The following is a 23639-nucleotide window of genomic DNA, read 5'->3' on the forward strand; positions in this document are numbered from 1 at the left end:
GTGTCCTCATCGCGGGCCGGTCGCGCTCCGGCGCGGGCGTCGAAGTGGCGGCTGTCGTCACGTGGTCCGGGCGGTGGCCGGGGCAGAGGGCTCGCGCGGCTGCCCGCGCCGGCGGCACGGTGGCCCGGACCGGCTGCCGCCGCACGCGCCCGCTGGGCCGGGACAGCAAGGGCGGCCCACCGTCGGGGCGGTGTCGGTGGCGGGTGGCAGGATCGGCGGGTGGACGATGTGAGCGGAGACGCGTACTGGGACGCCGTGGCGGACCGTTTCGACGAGGAGCCGGACCACGGGCTGCGTGCGCCCGCGGTGCGGGAGGCGTGGGCGGGGCGGCTGCGGGGGTGGCTGCCGGACACACCGGCGGACGTGCTGGACCTGGGGTGCGGGACGGGCAGTCTCGCGGCGCTGGCGGCGGAGCGGGGCCACCGGGTGACCGGGGTGGACCGGTCGCCGCGCATGGTGGCCCTGGCCAGGGCGAAGCTGGCGGGCACCGGCGCACGGGTGGTCGTCGGCGACGCGGTGCAGCCGCCCGTGGCGGCGGGGCGGTTCGACGTGGTGCTGGTGCGGCACATGCTGTGGGCGCTGCCCGACCCCGCGGCGGCGCTGCGCCGCTGGGCGGGGCTGCTGCGGCGCGGCGGGCGGATCGTGCTGGTCGAGGGGCGCTGGGGCGAGGCGGAGCCGGCGGGCATCGCGGCGACCGAACTCGCCGCCCTGGTCCGTCCGTTCGCCGCGCACACGGCGATCGAGCAGCTCGCCCACGACACCGCGCTGTGGGGCCGCCCGGTACGGGACGAGCGCTACGCGGCCGTGGTGCGGGTGGCCCCGCCCCGGCGCCACAGCGAGATCGTCGACGTCCACCTGATCCTGCGGCGCGGCGACCGCGTGCTGCTCGGCCGCCGGGTCAACACCGGTTACGCCGACGGCCTGTTGCACGCTCCGTCCGGCCACGTCGAGAACGGCGAGGACGTCCGGGAGGCGATGATCCGCGAGGCGTACGAGGAGGTGGGCGTCGCGCTGTGCCCCGAGGACGTCTCCGTCGCGCTGGTCATGCAGCACCGCGCGCCCGGCGGGGACGCCCGCATCGGCTGGTTCTTCGTCGCGGACGGGACCGGCCGGGAGCCGGTCAACCGCGAACCCGACAAGTGCTCGGAGCTCGGCTGGTTCCCGCTGGACGCGCTGCCGGACGACGTGGTCGCGTACTGCAGGGCCGGCCTGGACGCGTACCGCGCGGGCGAGCGCTTCCTGCTGCACCTGCACGAGCCCGGCGACACCATCGCCCACGACCCGCACGCCCCCGGCCGTGCCGTCGCCCTGGCGCCGAGCGGCTGCAGCACAATGGCCGCGACAAACAGCCGCGCCGTGCCCCGCCGGGAGAGCGAACCACAGTGAGCCTGAAGATCGTCATCCGTCCGAACGCGGCCGCCGCGCCGTTCGAGCAACTGCGCGCCCAGATCGCCGACCAGGCCCGCTCCGGAGCCCTCCCGGTCGGCTACCGGCTGCCGACGGTGCGCGGACTCGCCGACGACCTCGGCCTGGCCGCGAACACCGTGGCCAAGGCGTACCGCGCCCTGGAGTCGGACGGCGTGATCGAGACCCGCGGACGCAACGGCACGTTCGTCGCGGCCGCGGGCGACGCCGCGGACCGGGAGGCGGCCGCCGCCGCCTCCGCCTATGCCGAACGCGCCCACCGCCTCGGCCTGGACCGCGGCGCCGCCGAAGCCGCCGTGCGGGACGCGTTGCGCGCCGCGTACGAGTCGTAGCCCGTCCCCGCCGCCGGGATCCCGGCGGCGGGGACGGGCAGGTCGACCCCACGACGTGCGCTCCCCGGCCCCGTGCACGCAAGGAGGGCGCCGCGGGGTCAGAGGTAGAGGCCGTCCGAGGAGGAGGCCGGCGTCTGGGTGGGCAGCACAGGGCCGGCGCCGGAGGACGCGCCGCGGCGCAGCGCGTACAGCTCCGCCAGGGTGGCGCCCTCGCGGCCGACGCCCTCGGACGTGCCGAGCCAGGTGGTGGCCTCGCCGCGCGTCAGCGGCCCGACCTCGATACGGGCCAGGCAGCGCCCGGGACGGACCACCGCCGGGTGCAGCCGCTCCAGGTCCTCGTTGGTGGTGATGCCGACCAGGACGTTGCGGCCCTGGCCGAGCAGCCCGTCGGTGAGATTGAGCAGCCGCGAGAGCGCCTGGCCCGTCTGGTGCTTGGCCTGGCCGCGGATGAGCTCGTCGCAGTCCTCCAGGAGCAGCAGCCGCCAGCGGCCGGGCCCCTCGGAGTCGTCCTCGCCGATGGCGATCTCCATCAGGTAGCCGACGTCGTTGAAGAGCACCTCGGGGTCGAGCACGCAGTCCACCTGGCACCAGTCCCGCCACGACCGGGCCAGGGTGCGCAGCGCCGAGGTCTTGCCGGTGCCCGGCGGGCCGTGCAGGAGCAGCAGGCGGCCGCTGATGTCGTCCGGGGTGAGCTTCATCAGCCCGTCCACGGCCTCGGCCACCGGCGCGGTGTAGTTGCCCCGGACGTCGTCCCAGGGCGCGGCGCTGATCTGACGGGTGATGCGGTGCGGACCGCGGCGCGGCGCCACGTACCAGAAGCCCATGGTGACGTCGTCGGGCTGCGGTTCCGGCTGGTCCTCGGCGTTCTCGACGGCCTCGGCCAGCACGCGCCGGGCGAGCTCCTCGCTCACGGCGGTCACGGTCACGTCCGCGCGGTGGTGCCAGCGGGAGACCAGGATCGTCCAGCCCTCGCCCTCGGCGAGGGTGGCGCCGCGGTCCTTGTCGCGCGCCGCGCGCAGCACCTCGGCCCCGGCCGGCAGCAGGGTCAGCCCCGACTTCACGCGCTCCACGGAGGAGCCGCGGGAGTACGGCTGTTCACCGGTGACGAAGCGGCTGAGGAACAGGGCGTCGATGGCGTCGGACGGCGAGTCGTCGTCGTTCATGCCGAGGCGGATGGACAGGGCGCGATGCGGGGGCGTTGCGTCGGGCATGACGCTCATGATCCGGCACGGGCTCCGCGGGCGCACAGGGTTTTCGCGGAGCGGCGCAATCCCGTTGAACCCCCGGTGAAACCCGCCCGATCCGGGCAACGCGGCGGTTACCCTGACTGGTGATGGGACGCCATGGGGACGTTCGTGCGAAAGTACCGGGGGCGGGGCGGCGAGGCATGACCGCGCTTCTGGGGATCGGTGTGGTCGCGCTGGCGCTGCTGCTGACGATGTGCGACCTACGGGGCGGTACGGGCGACGGCGGGCGCGGCAGCGCCGGGTCGGGCGCCGGTGTGCACAGCCCGTCCAGCACGCCCACCGGGAAACCCTCCGCCGAGCTCGGGTTCGGCCTGACCCACACCGAGTACAGCGCCGACCACGGCGAGGGCCCGGCCAAGCGCGCGGCGGCCGGGCTGCTCTCCGAGCGGTCGCTGCCCCAGGACCAGGCGATCATGGGCTGGGGCGCCGACAACCCCGAACCCTCCCCGGGCACGTACGACTTCGGCGAACTCGACGACCGCATCGACCTCATCAGGGCCAGCGGCGGCACGCCCGTGATCACGCTGTGCTGCGCCCCCGACTGGATGAAGGGCGGCGCGCCGGGCGCCGGGACCGACTGGTCCCGGCTGGAGGTCGCCCCCGCCCCCGACCACTTCGACGACTTCGCGGCCCTCGCCGCCACCGTCGCCCGCCGCTACCCGGACGTGCGGCACTTCATCGTCTGGAACGAGTTCAAGGGCTTCTGGAACGACGGCCGGCAACGCTGGGACTACGAGGGCTACACCGACCTGTACAACCGCGTGTACCGGGCGCTGAAGAAGGTGGATCCGGACAATCTCGTCGGCGGTCCCTATCTCGTGATGGACAGCTTCGCCCCGGGCGACGACGGCAACGGCGACGCCTCGGACACCCTCAAGGGCCCCTGGGGCGCGGCCGACCGGCGGGCCCTCGACGCCGTCGACTACTGGCTGCGTCACAAGACCGGAGCGGACTTCCTCGTCGCCGACGGCTCCAGCACCAACCGAGACGACTCGCTGGTCCCCGACGAGTTCGCCGCCACCGAGAAGTTCGCCGCCGTCGGCCGCTGGCTCAAGCAGCGCAGCGGCGGGCTGCCCCTGTGGTGGGCCGAGTGGTACGTCGAACCGGACGGGAAGCCGACCGGCTGGGACGAACGGCACCGCACCGCCGTGCAGGCCGCCGCCATGATGGAGCTGGCCCGCGGCGGAGCGGACGCGGCGTTCTACTGGAATCCCCAGGAGCGCGGAAGGTCGTGCCCGGGATGCCTGTGGACCAGCACCGAACTGTCCTCCGGCGGTGGCGAGCAACTGCCCATGATGGACCTCCTGCGCCGCTTCGCCGCCGCCTTCCCGCCGGGCACGCGCTTTCGCACGGTGTCCGTCGCGGCGGACGACCGGCCCAACGTCCGGGTGCTCGCGGACGACAGGGCCGTGCTCGTCGTCAACGTCCTCGGCCGTCCGATCCAGGCGAAGGTCGACGGCCGCTCCTTCTCCCTGCCCGGCTACGGGCTGCGCTGGCTCAGCCGCGGCTAGGAAGCGCCGCGGCGGGCGTCACACGACGTTGCGGACCAGCCACTCGTCCGGGTTGTAGGCGTCGCGGTCCGGGTCGTGGACCGTGGCCCGCACCCCGGGGACCGCGTCCTGCGGGCGGACGCGCTCCGGCAGCCGGCCGAAGCGGGCCCGCCGGGCCTGCGCCGCCGTGTCCGGTGCCGCGGTCGTGGCCTGCGGGGTCGTCTCGTTCTCCTCGTGCGCCATTGCTCGCACCTCCTTGGCCCGGGAACGCCGCGTGGCGGCGCGGTGTTCCCGGGGTTGTTCCCGGGGCCGGGAGGCAGCCGGTCAGCTCAGGGTGAGGAAACGGACCGCCGTCGCCGCCAGGAACACCAGCAGCAGGGGCGCCGCCGCCACCAGCGACCAGCGCATGCCGCGCCGCCGCCTGGCCTCCGGCACGGTGACCCGGACCAGCTCGCGGGCCCCGAGCAGCACCAGCAGTGAGACGCCGGCGAGGACGCCGGCCGCCGTCCAGGTGTTCCATGTCACCACGGGGAAGACCCGGCCGGGCCGCGGTTGCGCCGCCGCCCAGCCGGCGGGCTGTTCGCGCAGTGCGTAGACGGTCGCGTCCTCGTTGCGCACCACCGGCCGCAGCTCGGTGCGCCCGTCGAGGGAGCGCAGCAGCTTGTCGGGCCAGGTCCGGGAGAATCCGGCGTCCAGCTGCAGATAGGCGTCCTGGCCGCGCGAGACCATCAGGTACGAGTTCGGTCCCGCGTCCTGGAGCGCCTTGACCAGCGGATCGACCAGCACCGGGTCGCGCGGGGCCAGGACCGGCACATACGTCACCCGCTCCATGTCCCGGGCGTTCCACGGCAGGCTCGGTGTCACGTCGTTCACCGGGTCGGTGCTGAGCCACACCAGGCGGGCGGTCGGCTTGTCGTGCGCGTACACGTACTCCATGGCCGCGACCTCGCCGGTACGGACCCGCTCGAACGGCTCGTTGCCCCAGCGGGCCACCAGGAAGCCCGCCATCAGCACCCAGCCGGCCAGCAGCGCCGCGGCCGGCCCGCGCCACCCGCGGTCCGACGAGGAGCGCGGGAAGAACGCCAGCGCGCCCAGCACGGCGGCGCCGGGCAGGGCGAACAGGAACACGCGCAGGGCCATCTCGCCGCCGTAGGACTGCATGCCGAAGCCGAGGAACGGCACGACCAGCAGCACCAGCAGCGCCCGGTCGTTGATCCCGGCCCAGCGGCGGCGCAGCCAGCCGGCGGCCGCGAGCACCATGACGCCGCCGGCCAGGGCGATCCGCACGTACAGCACCAGCTTGTGCACCGTGCTGCCGCCCTCGATGCGCCCGGAGACGCTGGAGGAGACATTGCCGCCGAGCGAGCCCACGCCGCCGAACAGTTCGTCGAAGTGGCCCGACCAGTACGGCTCGGCCAGGTAGCAGATCCAGCCGATCAGCAGCACCCCGCACAGCAGCGGCAGCCCGAGCGGCGTCGACCGCCGGACGAGCACGAGCACGGCCAGCACGCCCAGCATCACGAAGGGGGTGAGCTGGTGGCTCACCACCGACGCCGCGAACAGCGCCACCAGCAGGGCCAGCAGCACCGCCCGGTCGGTCCGGCCCGTCGGCGGCACCTCGGCCTCACCCGGCAAGAACGTGCCGCGCGGCGCCCCCGGGGCCCGGAACCAGACCAGGAGCACGGCCGCGAACAGCAGGTAGATCAGGTAGTTGAGGGACTGCGGGGAGAAGTAGTCCTGCCCCACCCAGCCGCACAGCGCGAACATCCACACCGCGCACCACTTGGCCCGCCATCCGGCGCGCACCGCGCGCAGCAGCAGCATCAGCGGGGCCAGGTAGAGCAGTTCCACGGCCAGCGGCCACCAGCGCAGCACTTCGGTGAGGTCGGTGAGCCCGATGGCGCGGGTGACGAAGGTGACCGCGGCGAAGAAGCCGGGCCAGGAGAAGCGGGCGTCCATGTCGGGCGCGGCGTCCCCGGTGCGGCCGATGTAGTCGATGAAGCCCGCGTGCTGCCACGCGGTCGCGAACCGCGGCTGCTCCTCCAGCAGCGCGGGCACGCCGTGCAGGGACACCACCGTCGCCAGCAGGATCGCCAGCAGCAGCCACCGGCGCGGCGCGCGCAGCCACAGGCCGGCCGCGAAGGCCACCACCAGCAACGCCGCCCCCGCCAGGGTCGCCGGAGGGAGGACGGAGATCAGGCCGAGGCCGTTCATCGCGTCGAGCGAGGCGTCGTCCATGCGGCTCAGCGGCAGCCAGTACAGGGTCAGCGCGCCCACCAGCAGGACCCATACGCCGAGTTCGAGCAGCCGGGTCCGGCGGCCGGCTGGCGCGCCGGGCGGTGCCGGTGCTTCCGACGCCTGCTCCGCGGAGGTTTCCGCAGGTGTTTCCGCCGGGGCGGGCGCCGGTGGGTCGGGTGCCGGGTCCGGCGCCGCGGGGGCGGTCGCGGGTGTCAGGGACTTCTCCGCGCGCGGCGCGGGAAGCTCGGGGATCGCGGTGCCCTGCGGCGGCGTCACGTAGGGACGCCGCTCGGGGTGGTCGAAGTCCAGGTGCACCCCCAGTTGGAGGGTGTCGCTGTCCAGCGCGGCGGCCCGCGCCCAGCGGGTGCCGTAGACGATCTCCAGGTCCTCGCCCGCCGCGGCCGTCTGCTCGGCCGCCGGTTCGGCGGTGCTCGCCTCGTACGCCTCGGCCGCCGGTGCGGGGGCCGGCTGCGGGCCGGCCGCGGGAGCGGTGACCAGCCGCCGCAGCCCGACGACGGCGACCACCGCGATCACCACCAGGCTGCCCAGCTCGGCCCACCCGGCCCCGGTGATGCCCAGCGGACCGAGCAGCGCAAGGGTGAGCCCCAGCACCAGCAGGCACAGCACGCCCTGGAGGAAGGCCAGCAGCCCGGTGCGGCTCTGCGCGCGCAGGATGCCGAAGTAGACCTCGATCAGCACCCGGGTCAGGGAGCACAGCGCCAGCAGCCGCAGCAGCGGCGCGCCCTCCTGCGCGTAGCCCTCACCGAAGACGCCGAGGATCTGCGGTGCGAAGACGCCCATGAAGAGCGTGATCGGCACCATGATCTTGGCCATCCGGCGCAGCGCCGCCCGGCAGTTCTCGGCGATCCGGCTCGGGTCGTGGGCGCCCTCGACGGTCAGTGAGGACCCCATGTTGATCGCGAGCAGGTCGATCGTGCCGCCGATGGTCATGGTGATGTAGAAGTACGCGTTGTCCGTGGAGGAGATCTGCGAGGCGACCATGACCGGGACGAGGTACACCACGGCGAGCGCGAAGAACGAGCCGGTGGCGTCACCGGCGACGAAGCGGCCCATCTGACGGGCTGTCGGCGGCTCGGCCGTCTCCGGCGTTGCCTTGGCGTGCCGGGGCGCCAACCGGCGGAAGACCAGCCAGCCCAGCGGCACCACCGACAGGCCGATGGCGGCGACCCAGGACACGAACACACCGGCCGTCGGCACCGCCGCCGCGATGCCCACCAGCAGCGCCAGCTTCGCAGCAGAGAAGACGGTGTTGCCGACGGGCACCCACACCGCCTTGCGCAGCCCGGTCAGCACCCCGTCCTGCAGGGTCAGCAGCGACCAGCCGACGACCGCAGCGATAAAGCCGAGGCCGTTGACCGTGCCGTGCAGGAAGCGGTACGAGGGGCCCCAGAAGTCCAGGGTCAGCAGGAAGACCGCCGCCGCGAAGGCCACGATCGCCGAACTCCCCGCGTACGTACCGAAGATCAGGCGTCCGGTGCGCCGGCCGGAGACCGGGATGAAGCGTGCGAGCGCCCCGGTGAGGGTCACCGCCGTCAGGCCCGCCAGGAACTTCATGGCGGCGATGGCCGCCGAGCCCTGGCCGACCGCGTCCTCGCTGTAGTAGCGGGCCGCGACCAGCCAGTAACCCAGGCCGAGGACCGCGGAGACACCGGTGTTGAGCATCAGCGCGTAGGCGTTGCGGAACAGCTGGTTCCCGCCGCGCTTGGCGGTGCCGGACGCGGTGCCGGGATCACCGGCCGTCGCGGTGCCGGCGGCCGTGCCCGGTGCGGGTTCCCCGGGCGTCGTGGGCGTGGTGGACGTCGTGGTCGTCTCAGACACCGCTCTCGCGCACCTTCCGCACACCCCGGCGGGCTCTGCGCACCAGGGAGTACCCCTGGGTCAGGACCCGGTCCGCCGCGAAATTGCGGGCGACGGCGCGCCCTTCGACCAGCCGCTCGAACTCCTCGATCCCCGTGCCGCGGCGGACGGTCACCCGGGCCAGCGCAAAGGGGCTCTGCCGCCGCGGGTCGGCGAGGGCGTTGCCCACGGCGAGCGCGGCGCCGTAGCCGGCCATGCGCACGGCCTGCCGCACCCGGCGGGTGGAGTAGCCGTACGGGTAGGCGAAGGAGGCCGGCGGCGCGCCCAGTTCGTCGCGCAGGATCTCCTTGCAGCGCAGCAGCTCGAACCAGAGCCGTTCGTCACCGAGCTGGTCCAGTTGCGGATGGGAGTGGCTGTGCCCGCCGATCTCGGTGCCCGCGTCGCGCAGTTCACGCACCTGGTCCCAGTCGAGCATGGTGTCCGGTGCCGCGCCGGGCACCTCGTGGTCGCCGCGCAGCCAGCCCGTGGAGACGAAGAGCGTGGAGGTGAAGCCGAGGCCCTTCAGGACGGGGAGGGCGTGCCGGTGGACGCCCTCGTAGCCGTCGTCGAAGGTGATCAGCACCGGGCGGTGCGGCAGCGCCCGCCCCTCCCGCCAGGCGTTCGCCAGCTCGAACGTGCCGAGCGGGGTGAAGCCGCGCTCCTCGAGCAGCGCCATCTGCGCGGCGAAGGCCGCAGGCGTCACGGACAGTCCCCGGGTGGCGCGGGCGGGCGTGTCGGTGACGGCGTGGTACATCAGGATCGGCACGGGGCCGTCCCGCCGTCCGTCGTTCTCGGTCATACGAGGGCACCTCCCGGTGTGCGGTGGACGGACGGCAGAGGGACGGCCGGTCTCACGGCGTGGCCTCCCCCCGGGTGCGCAGTCGGGCGACGGCATACCCGACCGCCGTGGTCGCCACACCGGTGACGATGGCGCCGGCCCGCCCCGCGCCGCCGGGGCGGCCGCGCAGGGCGTCGCGCAGTCCGCGCGCGGCGCCGGCGGGCAGGACGCGGGTGGCGTACCGGCGTTCGGTCTCCAGGCCCGCCTCGGTGCCCACGCTGCGGGTGACCAGCGCCTTGGACAGGCCCTCGGCGTAGCAGCGGGTGCGGAAGTAGGCGAAACGTTCCCTGGCGGCGGGGACGCGGTGCCAGATCACGGCGCGGTCGTCGATGAGCAGCAGCGTGCCGGGCTTGGCCTGCGCGAGCCGGATGCAGAACTCCGTCTCCTCGCAGCCCAGGGGCCGTTTGTCGCCGTCGCGCCCGATGCCGGTCGCGAAGCCGCCCGCGATGTCGAAGGCGGTGCGCCGGAACGCGGCGTTGCCACCGAGGACGTTGCGCACCGGCGCCCGGCCGGGCGGCTGGCCCCGGTAGGAGGCGCCCACCACCCAGTCGAACTCCTCGGGGAACCAGCGCGGCCGGTGCCCGGAGGCCCAGACCGGGCGGGTGCGCCCGCCGACGCCCATGACGAGTGGGTCCTCCAGGGCGTCGGCGAACCAGTGCAGCCAGTCCCGTTCGGCGACCGCGTCGTCGTCCAGGAAGGCGACGGCCTCGCCGGTGGACGCCGCGATCCCGGTGTTGCGGCCTGCCGACAGGCCGCGCGGCCCGGCGTTGGCGAGCACCCGCACCGGGGTTCCGGCGTAGTGCTCCGCCAACCGCCCGCGGAGCGCGGGGTTGTGGTCGACGACCAGCAGCACCTCGTGGGCGGCCAGGCTCTGCGCCTCCACCGAGGCCACCGCGGCGAGGATGTCGCCCCAGCGGTCCTCGGTGTAGACGCAGATCACCACGGAGACAGGGGTCCGCGTGGTCACCGCACCTCCTTGCGGCGTGCGGCGCGGCGCTCGTTCTTCTCCTGCACGATGACCTTCAGCACCCGTAACCCGTCGCGCACCGCGCGCAGGTTGCTGACGCCGTGGATGCGCACGTACTCGTGGCTGGGGATCTCCTGCACCTTCAGGCCGGCGGTGACGACTCTGATGTTCATCAGGGTCTCCACCTCGAAGCCGGTGCAGTCCAGCGTGATCTTGTCCAGGCAGTGCCGCCAGAACGCGTTGTAGCCGTAGCACAGATCGGTGTAGCGGGCCCCGAACTTGGCGTTGACCACGGCGCACAGGACGCGGTTGCCGAGCTTGCGGATCGGGGTCATGTCGTCGGTGCCGCCGCCGTTGGCGAAGCGCGAGCCCTTCGCGAAGTCGGCCCCTCCGACGAGGGCCGACACATAGGAGACGATCTCCGACCCGTCCGCCGAGCCGTCGGCGTCCACCATCACGATGATCTCGCCGGTGCAGGCGGCGAAACCGCTGATCAGGGCGTCGCCCTTGCCCTTTCCGGTCTGCGCCACGATCCGGACGTCCGGCCGCAGTTCACGGGCGACCTTGATGGTGTCGTCCGTGGAGTTCCCGTCGACGAGGACCACTTCGTGGATCCACGACGGCAGGGTGGCGAAGACGTGCGGCAGGTTCTCGGCCTCGTTCATGGCCGGGATGACCACGCTGACCAGCGGAGCGATCGCCAAGTGCGTGGAGACCGGAGTGAAATGGTCCGGAGCCAGGACCGCGACTGCCTGCGCGTGCCCGGTGACTGCCGGGCGCAGAGACGAGCTCATGAGTCTGTTTTCCCTCTCGTCCGGTGGGTCGCCCGTCCCGGGCGCCCTCTGGTGTGCCGGTTCGAAAGGGGGGTTGTCTCACCCCGCCCGGGAATCCGCGCATGCAGGGCATGGCGACGTCCCAACAGCTGGCGGGCCGGGTGAGTGGACATGCGTGACTGGCCGCGCGGCTCGCGACTCGGCACACACGTCCTGGTGACCGAGCACGGCACCCCCCTACCGCGCCCCGATCTTCCTGTCGCGACTGTCTGGCCCTCCCCTTGAGCCGCTTTGCATAACAGGTCGATGCGGGTGGATGTATGACGGTATTGACGGTTGGAACTCTATGGCAAGACTCGTGAGAGTGAATACCATTTCATTGAATTGGCGGATAATCGTCCAGTTGAGTCATGGTGCGACACGATGGGCGATGATCAGTCCCGATCGGAGTTGATCGGTACCGTTGAGCCCTATTGATCATTCCTGTGGTGCAATGTCCGTTATCATGTACCGGCGCGCAACCGCCCCACACGCTTCAGGAATCGGTCCGCCGGCTCCCGCAGCACGGGATGCGCCGTGACCGCGTTGCGCAGGGCGCGCACCGGCGCACGCCGGGCGCGATGGCCGAGCGCCACCGGATGCGGCCGGGTCACCCAGCCCTCGGAGACGGTCAGGTCGCGGGTCTTCAGGGACTCCTTGTACTCCTTGTGGCCGCGCCCGAGGTCGAGATGGGCCACCCCGTCGGCCGCCGCCCCCTCGGCCATCCGCAGATGGAGCACCAGCCCCGGCGAGTACTTCGAGAACTCCGTGTCGTACGCCGGGAACCAGCAGGCCAGCACCGCCGGCGTACGCATCCCGAAGTGCGCGGCGATCGGCCGGTCGCCCGCGTACAGCACCGACAGCAGGCCGCTGAAGGACTCCTCGCGGGTGTGGAAGAGATGCTCGACCAGGTCGACGATCCACGGCCGCGCGAAGCGGTCGCTGCGCCCCGTTCTTCGGTACTGCGCCGACTTCCACCCCATGAGCGTGCGCAGCGCGCCGACGTCGCGCTCGTCGTGGACGTAGCGCACCTCGCCGACGTCCCGGCCGAGCTTGCGCTCCTTGGCGAGCGTCGTGCGCACGAACTTGGGCGAGTGGCTGCGAAGATGGCCGAGATACGCCTCGTAACCGTGTTCGACGTCCATGACGGGTGAGGCGTACGTACCGGTCGCGCCCTCCTCGAAGGGCTTCTGGCCCTCCACGAGGTGGTCGAACTCCCAGACGGCCAGCCCGCAGGCGCGCAGCAGCTCCCGGGCGTCCCACTGGAACCCCGGCCGGTGCACGAGACCCTGGCAGTCCGAGAGACCGAGACCGACGGCCCGTCCCACGCCGGCCGCCGAGCGCTGGAACGGGAAGAAGGCGACCGGTTCGCCGTCCTCGCGGACCACCGCGACGCGCACGCCCCGGTGGTGGTGGGCCACGGCGAAGGTGAAGCCGGGTGACAGGAAGGGATTGCCGAGCTGCGGGCTGCCCATGGCGACCGCCTGGCTCTGCACGCGTGCCCACGCCGCCCGGTCGGCGGCGGTGAGCTCGCCGGGGCGGTAAACGGTGATGTCCACTTTACGGAGTCCGCCTTCTCTCGGCCCGGCCACGGGAGTGCCGCAGGAGCGGCAGCAGGAACAGCGCGGCGCTCACCGCCGCCACGGCGGCGACCCCGCCGCGCACCGACCACAGGTGCAGCGCGAGCATGCCCTGCGCCACGAGCAGGTCGATGACGACGGTGCCGCCGACGGCGACGACCGCCCGGCTGAGCGGGTCGAGGCCGCGCAGCCCGGCGGCGAGTGCCGCGGCGGGCGCGGCGAGCAGGAAGAAGAAGGTGAACGGCGCCCTGACGGGCGAGGCGATGTCCGCGAGCGCGAGCACCGCGCCGACCCCGCCGACTCCCACGGCGGCGCCCGCGAGCAGGGGAAGTGATTCCTTGCCGATCGGGTGACCGGCCGCGTTGTCTGTGTGCGGTGGTTGCATTGGCGACTTTGCCCCCCAAAACGCCGGATGCAGGTGTTCAATGTCGCTCAATTCGGGCGTGGGCGTCAAGGAAGCGGGGAACAGAAGCGGCCGTGGTACCCGGAGCGGGTGGCGGGCCGGACAGGTGCGGACGATTTCCCCCGAACTGCCCGGCGGCGGGCGGGAGTTTGTTCGGCGCGGCGGCCGGGGGCCGGTGGGGGAGGGCGACGCGGGCCGACGGGGGCGCGGGCGGTGGCAGGCCGGCGGCCCGTCACCTGCGCGCCCTCCGGCGGGGGTCGCGGTGCCCGCCGCGGCGCGGACACCGCTCGCGCGAGCCGGCGCGCGGTGCGGAGGAAGCGGCGGCGATGCTGCTAAGTGAGGTTGCATGAGACTGCCCCGTTGCGTGTCCGCCGCGTCCGCGCTCGTCCTCACCGCCGCACTCGCCCTGACCGGTGCCGGCCCGGCACAGGCCTCAGGCCCCGTGTACGTGGCCCTCGGCGACTCCTATGCCTCGGGCGTCGGCTCAGGGAGGTACGACGACTCCAGCGGCGGCTGCTACCGCAGCAGCCGGGCGTACCCGCGCCTGTGGGCCAAGGCGCATACTCCGTCCGGGTTCTCTTTCCCCGCCTGTTCCGGTGCGACCACCGTCGATGTGATCAATCGTCAGCTCGGCGCGCTGAACGACGCCACGACCCTGGTCAGCGTCACCGTCGGCGGCAACGACGCCGGATTCGTCGACGTCATGACCACCTGCCTGCTCACCACCTCCAGCGCCTGCCTGAACCGGATCGACCGGGCGCGCGACTACATCGCGAACCGGCTCCCGGACCGTCTGGACACGGTCTACGAGGCCATCGGCGCCCGGGCGCCCGCCGCCCGCGTGGTCGTCGTCGGCTACCCCCGCTTCTACCGGATCGGGACCTCCTGCATCGGCCTCACCACCGCCAAGCGCAGGGCCATCAACGACGCCGCCGACCTCCTCGACACCGTCACCGCCAAGCGCGCCGCCGACCACGGCTTCGCCTTCGCCGACGTCCGCGGCGCCTTCACCGGCCATGAACTCTGCGCCGGAACCGCGTGGCTGCACAGCCTGACCATCCCGGTCCACGAGTCGTACCACCCCACCGCCTCCGGCCAGTCCGGCGGCTACCTCCCGGTGTTCTCCGCGGCCGCCTGATCCGCGGCGCACGCACTCGGAGGGGGCCGGGCGACCCCCGGCCCCCTCCGCGCGGTCAGGGAGAGGCGGGTGTGCCCGTGGGGGAGGGGGACGGGGACGGGGACGCCGTCCGGCAGGTGACGGTGAACGGGACGTGTTCCGACTCCACCGCCTCCGGACTCCCGGTCTCCAGGGCCATCCAGTCCTCGTGCGTGGCGTCCGGCTCGTACGACGGCTCGATGTGCTCGACCGTCCGGCTGGTGTCCCCGCCCGCCGGGAAGTCGAGCCTGCGCCACGCCGGATCCCCGCCGGTGCCGCTCCCCGTCCGCCAGCGGTAGGTGACCGTCGCTGGGGTCCGGTCCACCGTCACGACCGCCGAGAAGGCCGGCGCCTCGGCCTCCGGCGGCGGGCAGGCGCCCGTGTAGCTGTCCCGCACCGCGTGCACCGAGACGTGGACGTTCACCCGGACCGGCGTGTGCGACGTGCCGGAGGACGTGTCCGAGCCCGGGCCGTGGCCGTCGGTGGGCGACGCGGAGCCCGTGCCGGCGGCCGGGGAGGAGGCCGCCGGCGAGGAGGTCCCGCCGTCCGTCGTCACGGCCGGGGAGGTCACGCCGGCGCCGTTGACACCGCCCGTCGTGGCCGTCGGCCCCGAACCGGCCCCGCCGCCCCCGTCGTCGTCCAGCAGCGCGTACGCCATGCCGCCCGCTCCCAGCGCCAGCGCGAGCACCCCCGCCGCCAGCGCCAGGAGCGCCCGGCGGGGCCGCCCCGTCGCGGTGGCGGCCGGCGGTTCGTCACGCGGGGGCGGCGGCAGGGGCGTCGTACGCACCGGTGTGCGCCCCCGGTCCGGGTCCCGGACCGGCTGCGGCGCGGTGACCGTCAGGGCTGCCTCGGTGGGCGGGTGGGCCGCGGCGACCGGGCCCGGCCCCGCCGGGCGGCCGGACGCCAGGGCCTCCAGCTGCCGCCCCGCCTCGGCGGCGGGGAGCCGGGCCGCGGGATCCTTCCGCAGCAGTCCCGCGATCACCGGGCCGAGCGGGCCCGCCCTCCCGGGCGGCGGCAACGGCTCGTCCACGACCGCGCGCATCGTGCTCAGCGCCGTGTCGCGCCGGAAGGGCGAACCGCCCTCCACCGCGACGTACAGCAGCACGCCCAGCGACCACAGGTCGGACGCCGGGCCGGGGCGGCGGCCCAGCGCGCGCTCCGGCGCCAGGTACTCGGGCGAGCCGACCAGCTCGCCGGTGCGGGTCAGCGCCGAGGTGCCCTCGATCATCGCGATGCCGAAGTCGGTGAGCACCACGCGTCCGTCGTTGCCGATGAGCACGTTGCCGGGCTTGACGTCGCGGTGCAGCACACCGGCCGCGTGCGCGACGCGGAGGGCGGCCAGCACCTTGGACCCGATGTCCGCCGCCCTGCGCACGGCCATCGGCCCCTCGGCGTCGAGGACATCGGCCAGCGTCAGGCCGCGGATCAGCTCCATGACGATCCACGGGTTGCCGTCCGCCATCGCCACGTCGTAGACCTTCACGACGTTCGGGTGCTCCACCCGGGCGGCGGCGCGGCCCTCCTGCTCCAGCCGCGCGTAGAGGCGCGCGGTGTCGCGCTCGTCGAACCCGGGCGGGGCCTTCACCTCCTTGACGGCCACCTCGCGGCCGAGCAGCTCGTCACGGGCGAGCCAGACCACGCCCATGCCGCCGCGGCCGAGTTCGCCGATCAACCGGTAGCGCTCCGCCACGACCCGTGTCATCGGCGGTTCCCCCCTTCGTGGCGCCCGCTGCCCAGCATGACCGAACTTCCCCCTGGACGAACCCTTTCGACGGGAACCTCCCCGTCGACGTCAACCGAGCGTCGCCGCGGCGCCCCTGAGCACCAGGCCGCAGCCGAGCACCAGCACCACCGACGCCGTCGCCAGCGGCGCCAGGCGCCGGGCCGCCGTCAACGCCCGCCCACGGAGCAGCCCTTGACGCAGCGACGCCCGGCCGGCCAGTCGGCCCAGGCGCACGACGGCGAATCCGGCCGCCGTGAGCGTGGCGGCCAGACCCGCGCCGTACGCCAGCACCAGCAGGAAGCCGAACCACGCCTGGCCGAGCGCCGCGGCGCCGACGAGCACGACGACGGCGGACGGGCTGGGGACCAGGCCGCCCGCGAAGCCGAGCAGGATCGTGCCGCGGAGGGTGGGGCGGGCCTCGTGGCCATGCGGGTGCGGGTGCGGGTGAGGATGGCGAGAGTCGTGCGGCGCGGGGGCCGGGCGCTCGGCGGTCAGGACGGCGGTGGGCGCGCGGAGGCGCCGGTGGGGGGCGTGCGCATGGCTGTGGCCGTGCTCGTGCTCGTGCTCGTGCTCATGCGCGTGGCCGTGGTCGTGGCCGTGCTCGTGCGGGTGGTCGTGGCTGTGCCCGTGCTGGGCGCGGCTTCGCAACCGCCACGCCCTGCGCAGCAGCGCCGCCCCCGCGAAAGCGACCAGCAGGCCGCTCGCGATGCCGAGCCAGGCGATGACCGAGGGCGCCGCCGCCGACCCCGTCGTCACCAGCAGCCCGAGCCCGAAGACCCCGAGCGTGTGAGTCACCGTCACCGACGCGCCGAGGGCGACCATGTCACGCCGCGACCGGCGACCGCCCGCTGCTGCCGCCGCGGCCATCAGCGTCTTGCCGTGGCCCGGGGCGAGCGCGTGCATCGCGCCCAGCGCCAGCGCCGTGAGCAGGGCGAGCGCGGCGAAACCCGGAGTGAGCGCGTGCCGGGACACCAGCCCGGTGAGCGCCCGCGTCCAGCGGTCCGCACCGCGCGGCAGCACACCGCCCCCCGGTGCCGCCGTGCCCGCGTCCGCCGCGTCGCCCAGTGCCGGACCGCCCGGCGTCACGCGCAGCCGCGCCGACCGCTCGTTCGCGGGGGAGGACAGCAGGTCCCCCGGGTAGGCGGTCAGGCGCCGCGACACCGACGCGGCGGGTACGTCGGCGGAGGCCGGCGTCATACGGTCACCGCGTGCCGTGATCTCCCGCCAGCCGGGCCCGGTGCCGATGTCGGCCGGACGGTACGTCAGCGTGAAGGACGCCTCGCGGGGCAGGGCCGCCGTCAGCCGGCACTCCACGCGCAGCGTCGTCAGCCCGGCCTGCCCCGGCCGTACGGCGGCGCTCGCCGCGTCCACCCGTACGGGAACGCTCCGCTCGTCCGCCGCGGCCCGCGCGCCGTCCGCCGCGGCGCGGCAGCGCTGCCGCGCCCAGGCCGCCAACTCGGGCTTCGCCAGGGTGCCTTCGCCGTCCCGGTCGACCGCCGGGGCCGCTTGGGCGGCGGGGATCTCCGCGAGGTCCTCGACGTGGTCGACACGCAGCGCGCCGGGCGCGACGACAAGACCGTCGTAGCGGTTGACGGTGAAGTTGCCGAGCGGGTGCGCCTGCGCCTGCCCCGCGGGCAGGAGCGCGAGCGCGGCGGCGGCCGCCGCCACGGCGGCCGCCGCGGCCGTCCTGCGCCGGATCATGACGGGTCTCCTTCGATACGAGCGATACGAGCGAGGGCCGCGCGGGCGGCGGGGGCGCCGGTCGGGGAGAAACCGGGGTTGAGGCGCAGCGCTGCGGCCAGCGACGCGCGGGCGGCCGGTCGCCTGCCGAGCGCGGCCTCGATGACGCCGCGGTGGTAGAGGAAGGCCGCGTTGCGGTAACCGGGCGCGGAGGAGCGCACCGCGTACGGCAGGGCCTCCCGGTCGCGGCCGTTGGCGTGCAGGGCCCAGGCGAGGGCGTCGGCGGTGTGCACGGTGTGCCGGCGTGCCCACTCCGCTCGGGCCGCGCGCAGCGCCTCGCGCGGGTCGCCGTGGTCGGCGGCGACCAGGGCCGCGTCCAGGTCCGTCGCGACGCCGTTCGCCTTGGCGAGGGCGATCCAGGTGCCGACCACCGCGTACTGCTCCCGGGCCTTGTCCCGCCGGCCTGCCGCCTCGTACAGCTCGCCCAGCTCGGCGAGCTGGGCCGGAAGCGGGTAGCGGCGCACGACGTCGGCCAGGTCGCGGACGGCCCTGGCGCGGTCGCCGCGTGCGGCGTACGCGCGGCCGCGGCCCTCGATCGCCGGCAGGTAGCCGGGGGACGCGCGCAGGGCGGTGGCGTACTGCCCCAGGGCGTCCGCGTAGCGCCCCTGGCTCCAGGCCAGCTGGCCCAGTGCCGTGGCCACGTAGGCGGTGTCACCGGGGGTGCTCGCGGAGTCCAGGGCCCCGGTCAGGATGCGGCGGGCGCCCGCGGCGTCCCCGCGCAGCTCGTGCACGTACGCGAGGCGGGTGAAGACGGGGACGCCGGGGCGCAGCGCGTCGGCGTGCTCGGCGGCGGTCCGCGCGGCGTCGTAGCGGCCGAGTTCGACCAGGGCGTCCACCCGCACCGCCAGGGCGCGTTCGTTGTAGGGGTTGGTGCGCAGGGCGCGGTCGGCGGCGCTCAGGGCGGTGCCGAAGTCGTGCCGGGCGGCGGCCAGGGCGGCCTGCCCGGCGAGCGCCGCGTCGTTGCCGTCCGGGGTGATCCGCAGGGAGCGGGCGAGCGCCGCCGCGGCCTGCGGGTAGCGGGTGGGGTCGCCGGAGGTGCGGGCCTGCTCGACGTAGGCCGCCCCGAGGGTGGCCCACCCCGAGGAGTCCTTCGGCTGCGCGCGCAGATGGTCCTGCAGTCCCGCGATGCCGCCCGCGAGGTCTCCCGCCGCGAGCCGGTCCAGCGGGGCGTCGCCGGCGCGCGCGGCGACCGCGGCCGGTCCACCGGCCGGTCCGGTCCGGCCGGAGGAGCCGCCGAGCACCAGCGCACCCGCGGTGAGCGCCAGCGCGAGGCCCAGCGACAGCGCGATGAGGAGGACGGCGGTGCGCAGCCGGCCCAGGGGCGGTGCGTCCATGGCTGTCTGCCTTTCGGGTGGGGTGGGAGCCCCGGCCGGGGCGAGGGGAGCCACGCCCCGGCCGGGAACGGGACCGGCGGTCAGGCCCGGTGCGCCCGCGCGCGGACCGGGCGGCGGCGCATGCGCCACCAGACCAGCGCGGCGCCGATGAGCAGCACACCCGCGCCGCCGGAGGCGGCAGAGGCGATCAGGACGGTGTTGTCGTCGTCGCCGGGGCCCTGGATCAGGCCGCCGGCGTTGAGCTGGGTCACCCCGTCGGTCCGGGCCCCGTCGGTCGTGGCCGCCTTGGCCGTCGGACCGTCCGAGCCGGAGTGGGGCAGCGCGACATAGGGGAAGCTCGCCCCGAAGGACTGGTCGTTGGCGTTGACCGCGTCACCGAGGTCGTTCTTGGCGCCCACCAGTTCGCCCTCGACCACCTGCAGCGCGATGTCGACGACGTCGTCGGTCAGCCGGCGCCCGTTCGGGAAGCCGGCGGTGTCGCCGTCGAGGACGCCGAGCCGCTTCGGCCGCGCGGTGGGCGGCACGGCCGTGTTGAGCCTCAGCATCTCCGACGGGCGGACGTGCGGCGGCTGGTTCAGCCCCGGCACACCGGTGAGGAAGACCTGGACGAGGTCGTTGCGCGGGGTGGCCGGCGCCTTGATCTTGTAGATGCCCTCGATGAGCCTGGGCAGCTCGGGCTCGGTGACGTTCCTGAGGAACTGCGCGTCGTTCCAGGGCGACGAGGCGTTGAACCTGTCCTTGTCCTTGAGGGGGTTGACCACCTCGTTGACCAGCGGCATGCCGAGCCGCGAGACCTGTGCCCAGTCCCCGTCCGCGGTGCGCCGCTGGGTGGTGGACCAGATGCCGATGACCGGCTGCTTCGCGGACCGGCGTATCGCGGCGGTCGGGACCTGGAGGGCGATCGTGTTGACGTTGTAGCCCTTGAGGGTGTCGTCACCGACCTCGGACAGGTTGCCCCCGTAGAGGAGGTCGAAGACCCGCAGATCCAGGAAGAAGGGGTCGTCGGACTGGCCGGCGAAGGCCGTCGTGCCCCGGCCCAGGTCCCTGACGGCCTGCCGGCGCAGGACGTTGTAGTCGGGCATCGACGCCTTGCCGACGTTCGACGGTGCCACCGGGATGTCGTTCGCGACCTTGTAGCGGCCGACCACCTGCTGGTCGTGCAGACGGAACAGGTCGATGTCGTAGGTCTGGAAGACGTTGAGGTCCGGGTCGTCGAGGCTGGTGACCGGGCCGGTGTTGTAGAGGAACGTCTTCTTGTTGCGGACGTGGTCCTGGAACGTCCACCGGTAGAGGTAGTCGCCCTGGGCGTCGCCGTCGTTGTCGATGTGGATGTCGTACTGGGCGTCGTCGGCGAACGTGTAGAAGTTCGGGCCGCCGGCGGGGTCCTCGAACGGGATCCAGTTCGCCACCAGCGTGGTGGTGTCCGGGCGGTCGGGGCTGACGAACGCGTAGACGTCCGTGGTGTCGTACTGCGGCTGGCCCGAGATGAGCGGCGCCTCCCGGTGGCTGGAGGCCTCCGCGGCGTCCGGTGCCAGCACGGCGACGCCCGCCGCGGCGAGCCCCCCCGCGGCCAGGGTGCCCGCCGTGATCAGGGCGATCGCACGGGATCGCCCGATCCGGGCCGTGAGCCTGTTCCTGAGTTCTGCGGTCATCGCGTCGGTCCTTCGCGAGTGCGGCCCCTCCCCCTTGGAAGAGGTCCTGCGAGAGGTGTTCGGGACCGGGTGGTGGGGCGGATTGGCGGCCCCGGAGGAATTTGCGTCACAGGTTTGTCACGTGATAATGGGGCAACCGGGCATCGGTGTCGCGGAGTTGAGGCGGAGCCGGCCCTCCCGGCCCCCGAGGGAAGCAGGGGAGCGAGATGAGACGCTCCGTGCACGATCTGGCCGAGTCCTACACCCTGGACGCGCTGCGGCCGGGGGAGGTGCGCCGCTTCGAGGCCCATCTGCTGCGGTGCGACGCCTGCGCGGACCGGGTGCGCGAACTGGCCGGGGACACCGTGCGGCTCGGGGGTGGCGGGCAGGGGCGGACGCGGACGGTCCGCGGGGAGGCGGCCGGTCACCCGGGGCACCGGGAGTACCCAGCGCACCGGGGGTACCCCGGGCACTTGGAGCACTTGGAGCACTCCGGGCGCTGGCCCGGCGTGCGTTGGCGCGAATGGAGCGCGCGTGCCGGTGCGTACCACCGCCTGCGGCGATGGCGCAGGCCCTCGGCGGTCCGGCTGGCAGCGACGGGTGCCGTCGTGGCCCTGGTCGTGTCCGCGGTGCTGGGCGTCCTGCTCCATCGCGCCGAGGAGCGGCTGGACCGGGAGCGCACGCGGACGCGTGCGGTCATCGAGGTGCTCAACGCGGGTGACGCGCGGCCCGCCTACACCAACGACGACCACGGCCGGGGCGTGACGGCGGTCTACTCGCGGGCGCTGCGGCGCGCGGTGGTGACCGTGCAGGGCCTGCCGCGGCTGGAGGGGCGCCGGGTCTACCAGGTGTGGCTGGTCAGCGAGCGCCCGGAGGCATTCCGCTCGATCGGGGTGTTCGCGGACGATCCGGGCGCAGGCGACACGCCCGGGCCGCTCGTCGCCGCCGGCCTGGACGACCGCTCGTACGCGTTCACCGTCACGATTGAGCCGAGTGGCGGATCACCGCAGCCCACCGCCGACCCCGTGGCCCAACTGCCCCTGCTGGCCCTCGGAATCGGTACATGACTGTCAACACCCTTGACGGACAGGTGAATCCGGTAACGCGGATGCGTAGGTGACGCGGCAGGACGATAGGGTTACCCTGCCCGGTGCCGGGTGCCCTCGAATGGGTGGGGAGTGTCATGGATCAGATAGCAATGCGAGGCAGGGCGCGAGTGCCTGCCGTCACATGCGGGAGCAGCACGTCCAGTGCGCGGCTCGACCGCCATCTTTCGGTGCTGGCCGGTCCGGCCGTGCCGCAGCGGGAGGCGGAGGAGGCCACACTGTTGATGCGCGAGCTGACCTCGCGTGACCACGTGCGGACGAACGCCAACCGTGGAGCCCGTGTGTCGCTGTTCGCGCCGCTGCGGCGGCTGCGGCGATCCCTCTTCGGGGGCCGCGGCTGACCCGACGGCGTCCCTGACGCTTCCGCACGCGCACAGGCTCGGGCGAACACACCGTCCCGGCACCGCGCCGCATCATGTGGCGTGTCGGTGTGTTCCGTCCGGGCCTGTTGTCATGTCGACTTGTGGTCACATCGTCATGCGATCACGGTTGCCTGGGGTTGCGGTGCGGGACACGGTTCCGGTCACAGCAGGACGAACTGCCCGTCCGGGCCCTCCTCGTGGTGATCCAGCACGGACGCGGGACGCCGTGCCGCCTCCGGGACCGGCAGCACGCGCGCGGCTCGCAACTCCCCGGCGCCGATGCGGGGGCCCGCGGCCACCCGCGCGGCCAGCGCCCGGCGGCGCGGCCGCTCCTCCGCGAGCAGCGCGAGGACGCTGATCAGCTCCAGTAGTTCGGTCGTGCGGGCCCGCGGCCAGGAAGCGGGGCGCACGGCGTCCAGCGTCCCCGCCTCCCCCGGCTCCGCACGGAGGGCGAACCAGGTCTCCAGCACCCGGGTGCCGCCCGCGTGGAACTCCCAGGCGGCCTCCGGCACCGGCGCGATCCGCCCGTCCCCGACCACCAGCGCCTCCTCCTGCGCGTCCCAGGCCGGTGGCTCCTGCGGTGCGTCCGGGAGGGCGGCCCGCACGTACGGCCGCCGGCCGCCCGGCAACCGGGGATGGCCCGCCGGCCGCTCCGCCCCGGGGTCGGCGTACCGGGCGCCGCGCGTGTGCAGCCAGAGCAGCCGGCGGCCGAGCGCGACACCCTGCGCCCACAGTTCCGGTTCCGCGGTCAGCGGTACCCCGACCGGCCCGCCGCCGGTGCCCGTCGCCGCGATCCAGGCGAGCACGTCCTCCGCCGGGACCGGTACGCCCAGCCGCGCCGCGAGGTGGGCCGACAGCCCCGGCGCCAGGTTGGGGTCGGCCCCGCCGGGACGGCGGAAGAGCGGACGGACGCGGCCCGGCCGACCGGCGGGGGAGTGCCCGTCCGGCAGCAGCGCCGAGAAGGTCAGCGGCGGCCCCGGAACCTGCGGCAGCCGGGCGAGCTCGACCGCGTACACCTGGTGGGTGTCGTCGGCGACACGCCACAACTCCGGACGGGCGGCGTCGATCAGCCGCTGGTCCGGCAGCAGCCACTGCTGGTCGTACGGGCCGTGGAGCACCCGCACGGGCTCGGCGCCCGGCCCGTCCTCGCGGTCCAGCCGCGCCGTCGACACGGGGTGGCCCGGCAGCTGGGCGACGGCGGTGTGCGTCGTTCGCGCCCGTGACGGGTGGAACAGACGCTCGCGCTCGGCCCCTTCGGCCCGCAGCAGCCGGTCCCAGCGGGCGGTGAGAGTGGCGGCCTCGGGAGCCAGCACCCAGGAGCGCCCCAGGCGCAGGGGCGCGGTGGACCACGGCATCAGGTCTGCCAGCGTCGGCGCTTCATCGCTCACCGTGAGCATG

19 protein-coding genes are annotated in these 23639 nt (G+C 74.3%); 6 read left to right on the plus strand and 13 right to left on the minus strand.

All coding sequences use genetic code 11. From position 1 onward, the window contains the following. Positions 1–219 precede the first annotated feature (219 nt). Positions 220–1386: a methyltransferase domain-containing protein gene (locus tag PV364_RS22080; RefSeq protein ID WP_319661886.1), complete on the plus strand. Its 1167-nt coding sequence runs from the start codon at positions 220–222 to the stop codon at positions 1384–1386. Next, positions 1383–1757 (plus strand): GntR family transcriptional regulator, encoded by a 375-nt coding sequence (locus PV364_RS22085; RefSeq protein WP_319661888.1) that lies wholly within the window; start codon positions 1383–1385, stop codon positions 1755–1757. Before PV364_RS22080 ends, PV364_RS22085 begins: the two co-directional genes overlap by 4 nt. Positions 1758–1855: 98 nt before the next feature. Here PV364_RS22085 and PV364_RS22090 read toward each other — a convergent pair whose 3' ends face one another. After that, the gene (locus PV364_RS22090) at positions 1856–2968 is read right to left on the minus strand and encodes a DUF5925 domain-containing protein (protein WP_401976786.1); all 1113 of its coding nucleotides are present in this window, start codon (positions 2966–2968) and stop codon (positions 1856–1858) included. A gap of 122 nt (positions 2969–3090) precedes the next feature. On the opposite strand from PV364_RS22090, the gene PV364_RS22095 reads away from it, so the two are divergent. Continuing rightward, a complete protein-coding gene (locus tag PV364_RS22095; RefSeq protein WP_401976785.1) occupies positions 3091–4515 on the plus strand; it encodes a xylan 1,4-beta-xylosidase in 1425 nt (474 codons plus the stop codon). 18 nt (positions 4516–4533) lie between these two features. Here PV364_RS22095 and PV364_RS22100 read toward each other — a convergent pair whose 3' ends face one another. The 7 genes from PV364_RS22100 to PV364_RS22130 all read right to left on the minus strand — a co-directional run bounded on the left by PV364_RS22100 (position 4534) and on the right by PV364_RS22130 (position 13171). Then, on the minus strand, positions 4534–4737 hold the full coding sequence (locus tag PV364_RS22100) for a hypothetical protein (protein ID WP_319661893.1): 204 nt from the start codon (positions 4735–4737) through the stop codon (positions 4534–4536). Between the two features lie 81 nt (positions 4738–4818). Beyond that, positions 4819–8571 carry a lipopolysaccharide biosynthesis protein gene (locus PV364_RS22105; RefSeq protein WP_319661894.1) on the minus strand — a complete coding sequence of 1251 codons (3753 nt, stop codon included), beginning with the start codon at positions 8569–8571 and terminating at the stop codon, positions 4819–4821. Continuing rightward, positions 8564–9388, minus strand: a complete 825-nt coding sequence (locus tag PV364_RS22110; RefSeq protein WP_319661895.1) for a polysaccharide deacetylase family protein — start codon at positions 9386–9388, stop codon at positions 8564–8566. The genes PV364_RS22105 and PV364_RS22110 overlap by 8 nt, the downstream gene beginning before the upstream one ends. A gap of 52 nt (positions 9389–9440) precedes the next feature. Next, the gene (locus PV364_RS22115; protein ID WP_319661896.1) at positions 9441–10394 is read right to left on the minus strand and encodes a glycosyltransferase family 2 protein; all 954 of its coding nucleotides are present in this window, start codon (positions 10392–10394) and stop codon (positions 9441–9443) included. Next, the gene (locus PV364_RS22120) at positions 10391–11188 is read right to left on the minus strand and encodes a glycosyltransferase family 2 protein (RefSeq protein ID WP_319661898.1); all 798 of its coding nucleotides are present in this window, start codon (positions 11186–11188) and stop codon (positions 10391–10393) included. Before PV364_RS22120 ends, PV364_RS22115 begins: the two co-directional genes overlap by 4 nt. A 482-nt stretch (positions 11189–11670) precedes the next feature. Beyond that, on the minus strand, positions 11671–12765 hold the full coding sequence (locus tag PV364_RS22125; RefSeq protein ID WP_319661899.1) for a GNAT family N-acetyltransferase: 1095 nt from the start codon (positions 12763–12765) through the stop codon (positions 11671–11673). Position 12766: 1 nt separating this feature from the next. Then, positions 12767–13171 (minus strand): hypothetical protein, encoded by a 405-nt coding sequence (locus PV364_RS22130; RefSeq protein ID WP_319661900.1) that lies wholly within the window; start codon positions 13169–13171, stop codon positions 12767–12769. 364 nt (positions 13172–13535) lie between these two features. On the opposite strand from PV364_RS22130, the gene PV364_RS22135 reads away from it, so the two are divergent. Beyond that, the gene (locus PV364_RS22135) at positions 13536–14327 is read left to right on the plus strand and encodes an SGNH/GDSL hydrolase family protein (RefSeq protein ID WP_319661902.1); all 792 of its coding nucleotides are present in this window, start codon (positions 13536–13538) and stop codon (positions 14325–14327) included. 55 nt (positions 14328–14382) lie between these two features. On the opposite strand, the gene PV364_RS22140 is transcribed toward PV364_RS22135, so the two are convergent. The 4 genes from PV364_RS22140 to PV364_RS22155 form a co-directional block, all read right to left on the minus strand. Continuing rightward, positions 14383–16047, minus strand: a complete 1665-nt coding sequence (locus tag PV364_RS22140; protein WP_319661903.1) for a serine/threonine-protein kinase — start codon at positions 16045–16047, stop codon at positions 14383–14385. Positions 16048–16137: 90 nt separating this feature from the next. Further along, the gene (locus PV364_RS22145; RefSeq protein ID WP_319661904.1) at positions 16138–17769 is read right to left on the minus strand and encodes a nickel transporter; all 1632 of its coding nucleotides are present in this window, start codon (positions 17767–17769) and stop codon (positions 16138–16140) included. After that, entirely contained in the window at positions 17766–19142 is a 1377-nt protein-coding gene (locus PV364_RS22150; RefSeq protein WP_319661905.1) for a tetratricopeptide repeat protein, read from the minus strand. The genes PV364_RS22145 and PV364_RS22150 overlap by 4 nt, the downstream gene beginning before the upstream one ends. A gap of 80 nt (positions 19143–19222) precedes the next feature. Continuing rightward, complete coding sequence (locus PV364_RS22155) at positions 19223–20794, minus strand: DUF4331 domain-containing protein (RefSeq protein WP_319661906.1); 1572 nt, start codon at positions 20792–20794, stop codon at positions 19223–19225. Between the two features lie 206 nt (positions 20795–21000). Between PV364_RS22155 and PV364_RS22160 the strand changes: the two genes are divergently transcribed. Next, the gene (locus tag PV364_RS22160) at positions 21001–21840 is read left to right on the plus strand and encodes an anti-sigma factor (RefSeq protein ID WP_319661907.1); all 840 of its coding nucleotides are present in this window, start codon (positions 21001–21003) and stop codon (positions 21838–21840) included. 116 nt (positions 21841–21956) lie between these two features. Then, positions 21957–22220: a hypothetical protein gene (locus tag PV364_RS22165; RefSeq protein WP_319661908.1), complete on the plus strand. Its 264-nt coding sequence runs from the start codon at positions 21957–21959 to the stop codon at positions 22218–22220. A 182-nt stretch (positions 22221–22402) separates the two neighbouring features. On the opposite strand, the gene PV364_RS22170 is transcribed toward PV364_RS22165, so the two are convergent. Continuing rightward, positions 22403–23638 (minus strand): type ISP restriction/modification enzyme, encoded by a 1236-nt coding sequence (locus PV364_RS22170; RefSeq protein WP_319661909.1) that lies wholly within the window; start codon positions 23636–23638, stop codon positions 22403–22405. Position 23639: the final 1 nt, after the last annotated feature.

The organism is Streptomyces sp. MI02-7b, assembly GCF_033793585.1.
Classification (GTDB): Bacteria; Actinomycetota; Actinomycetes; order Streptomycetales; family Streptomycetaceae; genus Actinacidiphila.

What these genes read in the sequence shown, in the direction of transcription:
- PV364_RS22150 (WP_319661905.1), bottom strand. Translation starts at nt 19,142, where the DNA reads ATGGACGCACCGCCCCTGGGCCGGCTGCGCACCGCCGTCCTCCTCATC.
- PV364_RS22120 (WP_319661898.1), bottom strand. Translation starts at nt 11,188, where the DNA reads ATGAGCTCGTCTCTGCGCCCGGCAGTCACCGGGCACGCGCAGGCAGTC.
- PV364_RS22135 (WP_319661902.1), top strand. Translation starts at nt 13,536, where the DNA reads ATGAGACTGCCCCGTTGCGTGTCCGCCGCGTCCGCGCTCGTCCTCACC.
- PV364_RS22140 (WP_319661903.1), bottom strand. Translation starts at nt 16,047, where the DNA reads ATGACACGGGTCGTGGCGGAGCGCTACCGGTTGATCGGCGAACTCGGC.
- PV364_RS22110 (WP_319661895.1), bottom strand. Translation starts at nt 9,388, where the DNA reads ATGACCGAGAACGACGGACGGCGGGACGGCCCCGTGCCGATCCTGATG.
- PV364_RS22165 (WP_319661908.1), top strand. Translation starts at nt 21,957, where the DNA reads ATGGATCAGATAGCAATGCGAGGCAGGGCGCGAGTGCCTGCCGTCACA.
- PV364_RS22170 (WP_319661909.1), bottom strand. Translation starts at nt 23,638, where the DNA reads ATGCTCACGGTGAGCGATGAAGCGCCGACGCTGGCAGACCTGATGCCG.
- PV364_RS22160 (WP_319661907.1), top strand. Translation starts at nt 21,001, where the DNA reads ATGAGACGCTCCGTGCACGATCTGGCCGAGTCCTACACCCTGGACGCG.
- PV364_RS22145 (WP_319661904.1), bottom strand. Translation starts at nt 17,769, where the DNA reads ATGATCCGGCGCAGGACGGCCGCGGCGGCCGCCGTGGCGGCGGCCGCC.
- PV364_RS22095 (WP_401976785.1), top strand. Translation starts at nt 3,091, where the DNA reads ATGGGACGCCATGGGGACGTTCGTGCGAAAGTACCGGGGGCGGGGCGG.
- PV364_RS22130 (WP_319661900.1), bottom strand. Translation starts at nt 13,171, where the DNA reads ATGCAACCACCGCACACAGACAACGCGGCCGGTCACCCGATCGGCAAG.
- PV364_RS22100 (WP_319661893.1), bottom strand. Translation starts at nt 4,737, where the DNA reads ATGGCGCACGAGGAGAACGAGACGACCCCGCAGGCCACGACCGCGGCA.
- PV364_RS22155 (WP_319661906.1), bottom strand. Translation starts at nt 20,794, where the DNA reads ATGACCGCAGAACTCAGGAACAGGCTCACGGCCCGGATCGGGCGATCC.
- PV364_RS22090 (WP_401976786.1), bottom strand. Translation starts at nt 2,968, where the DNA reads ATGCCCGACGCAACGCCCCCGCATCGCGCCCTGTCCATCCGCCTCGGC.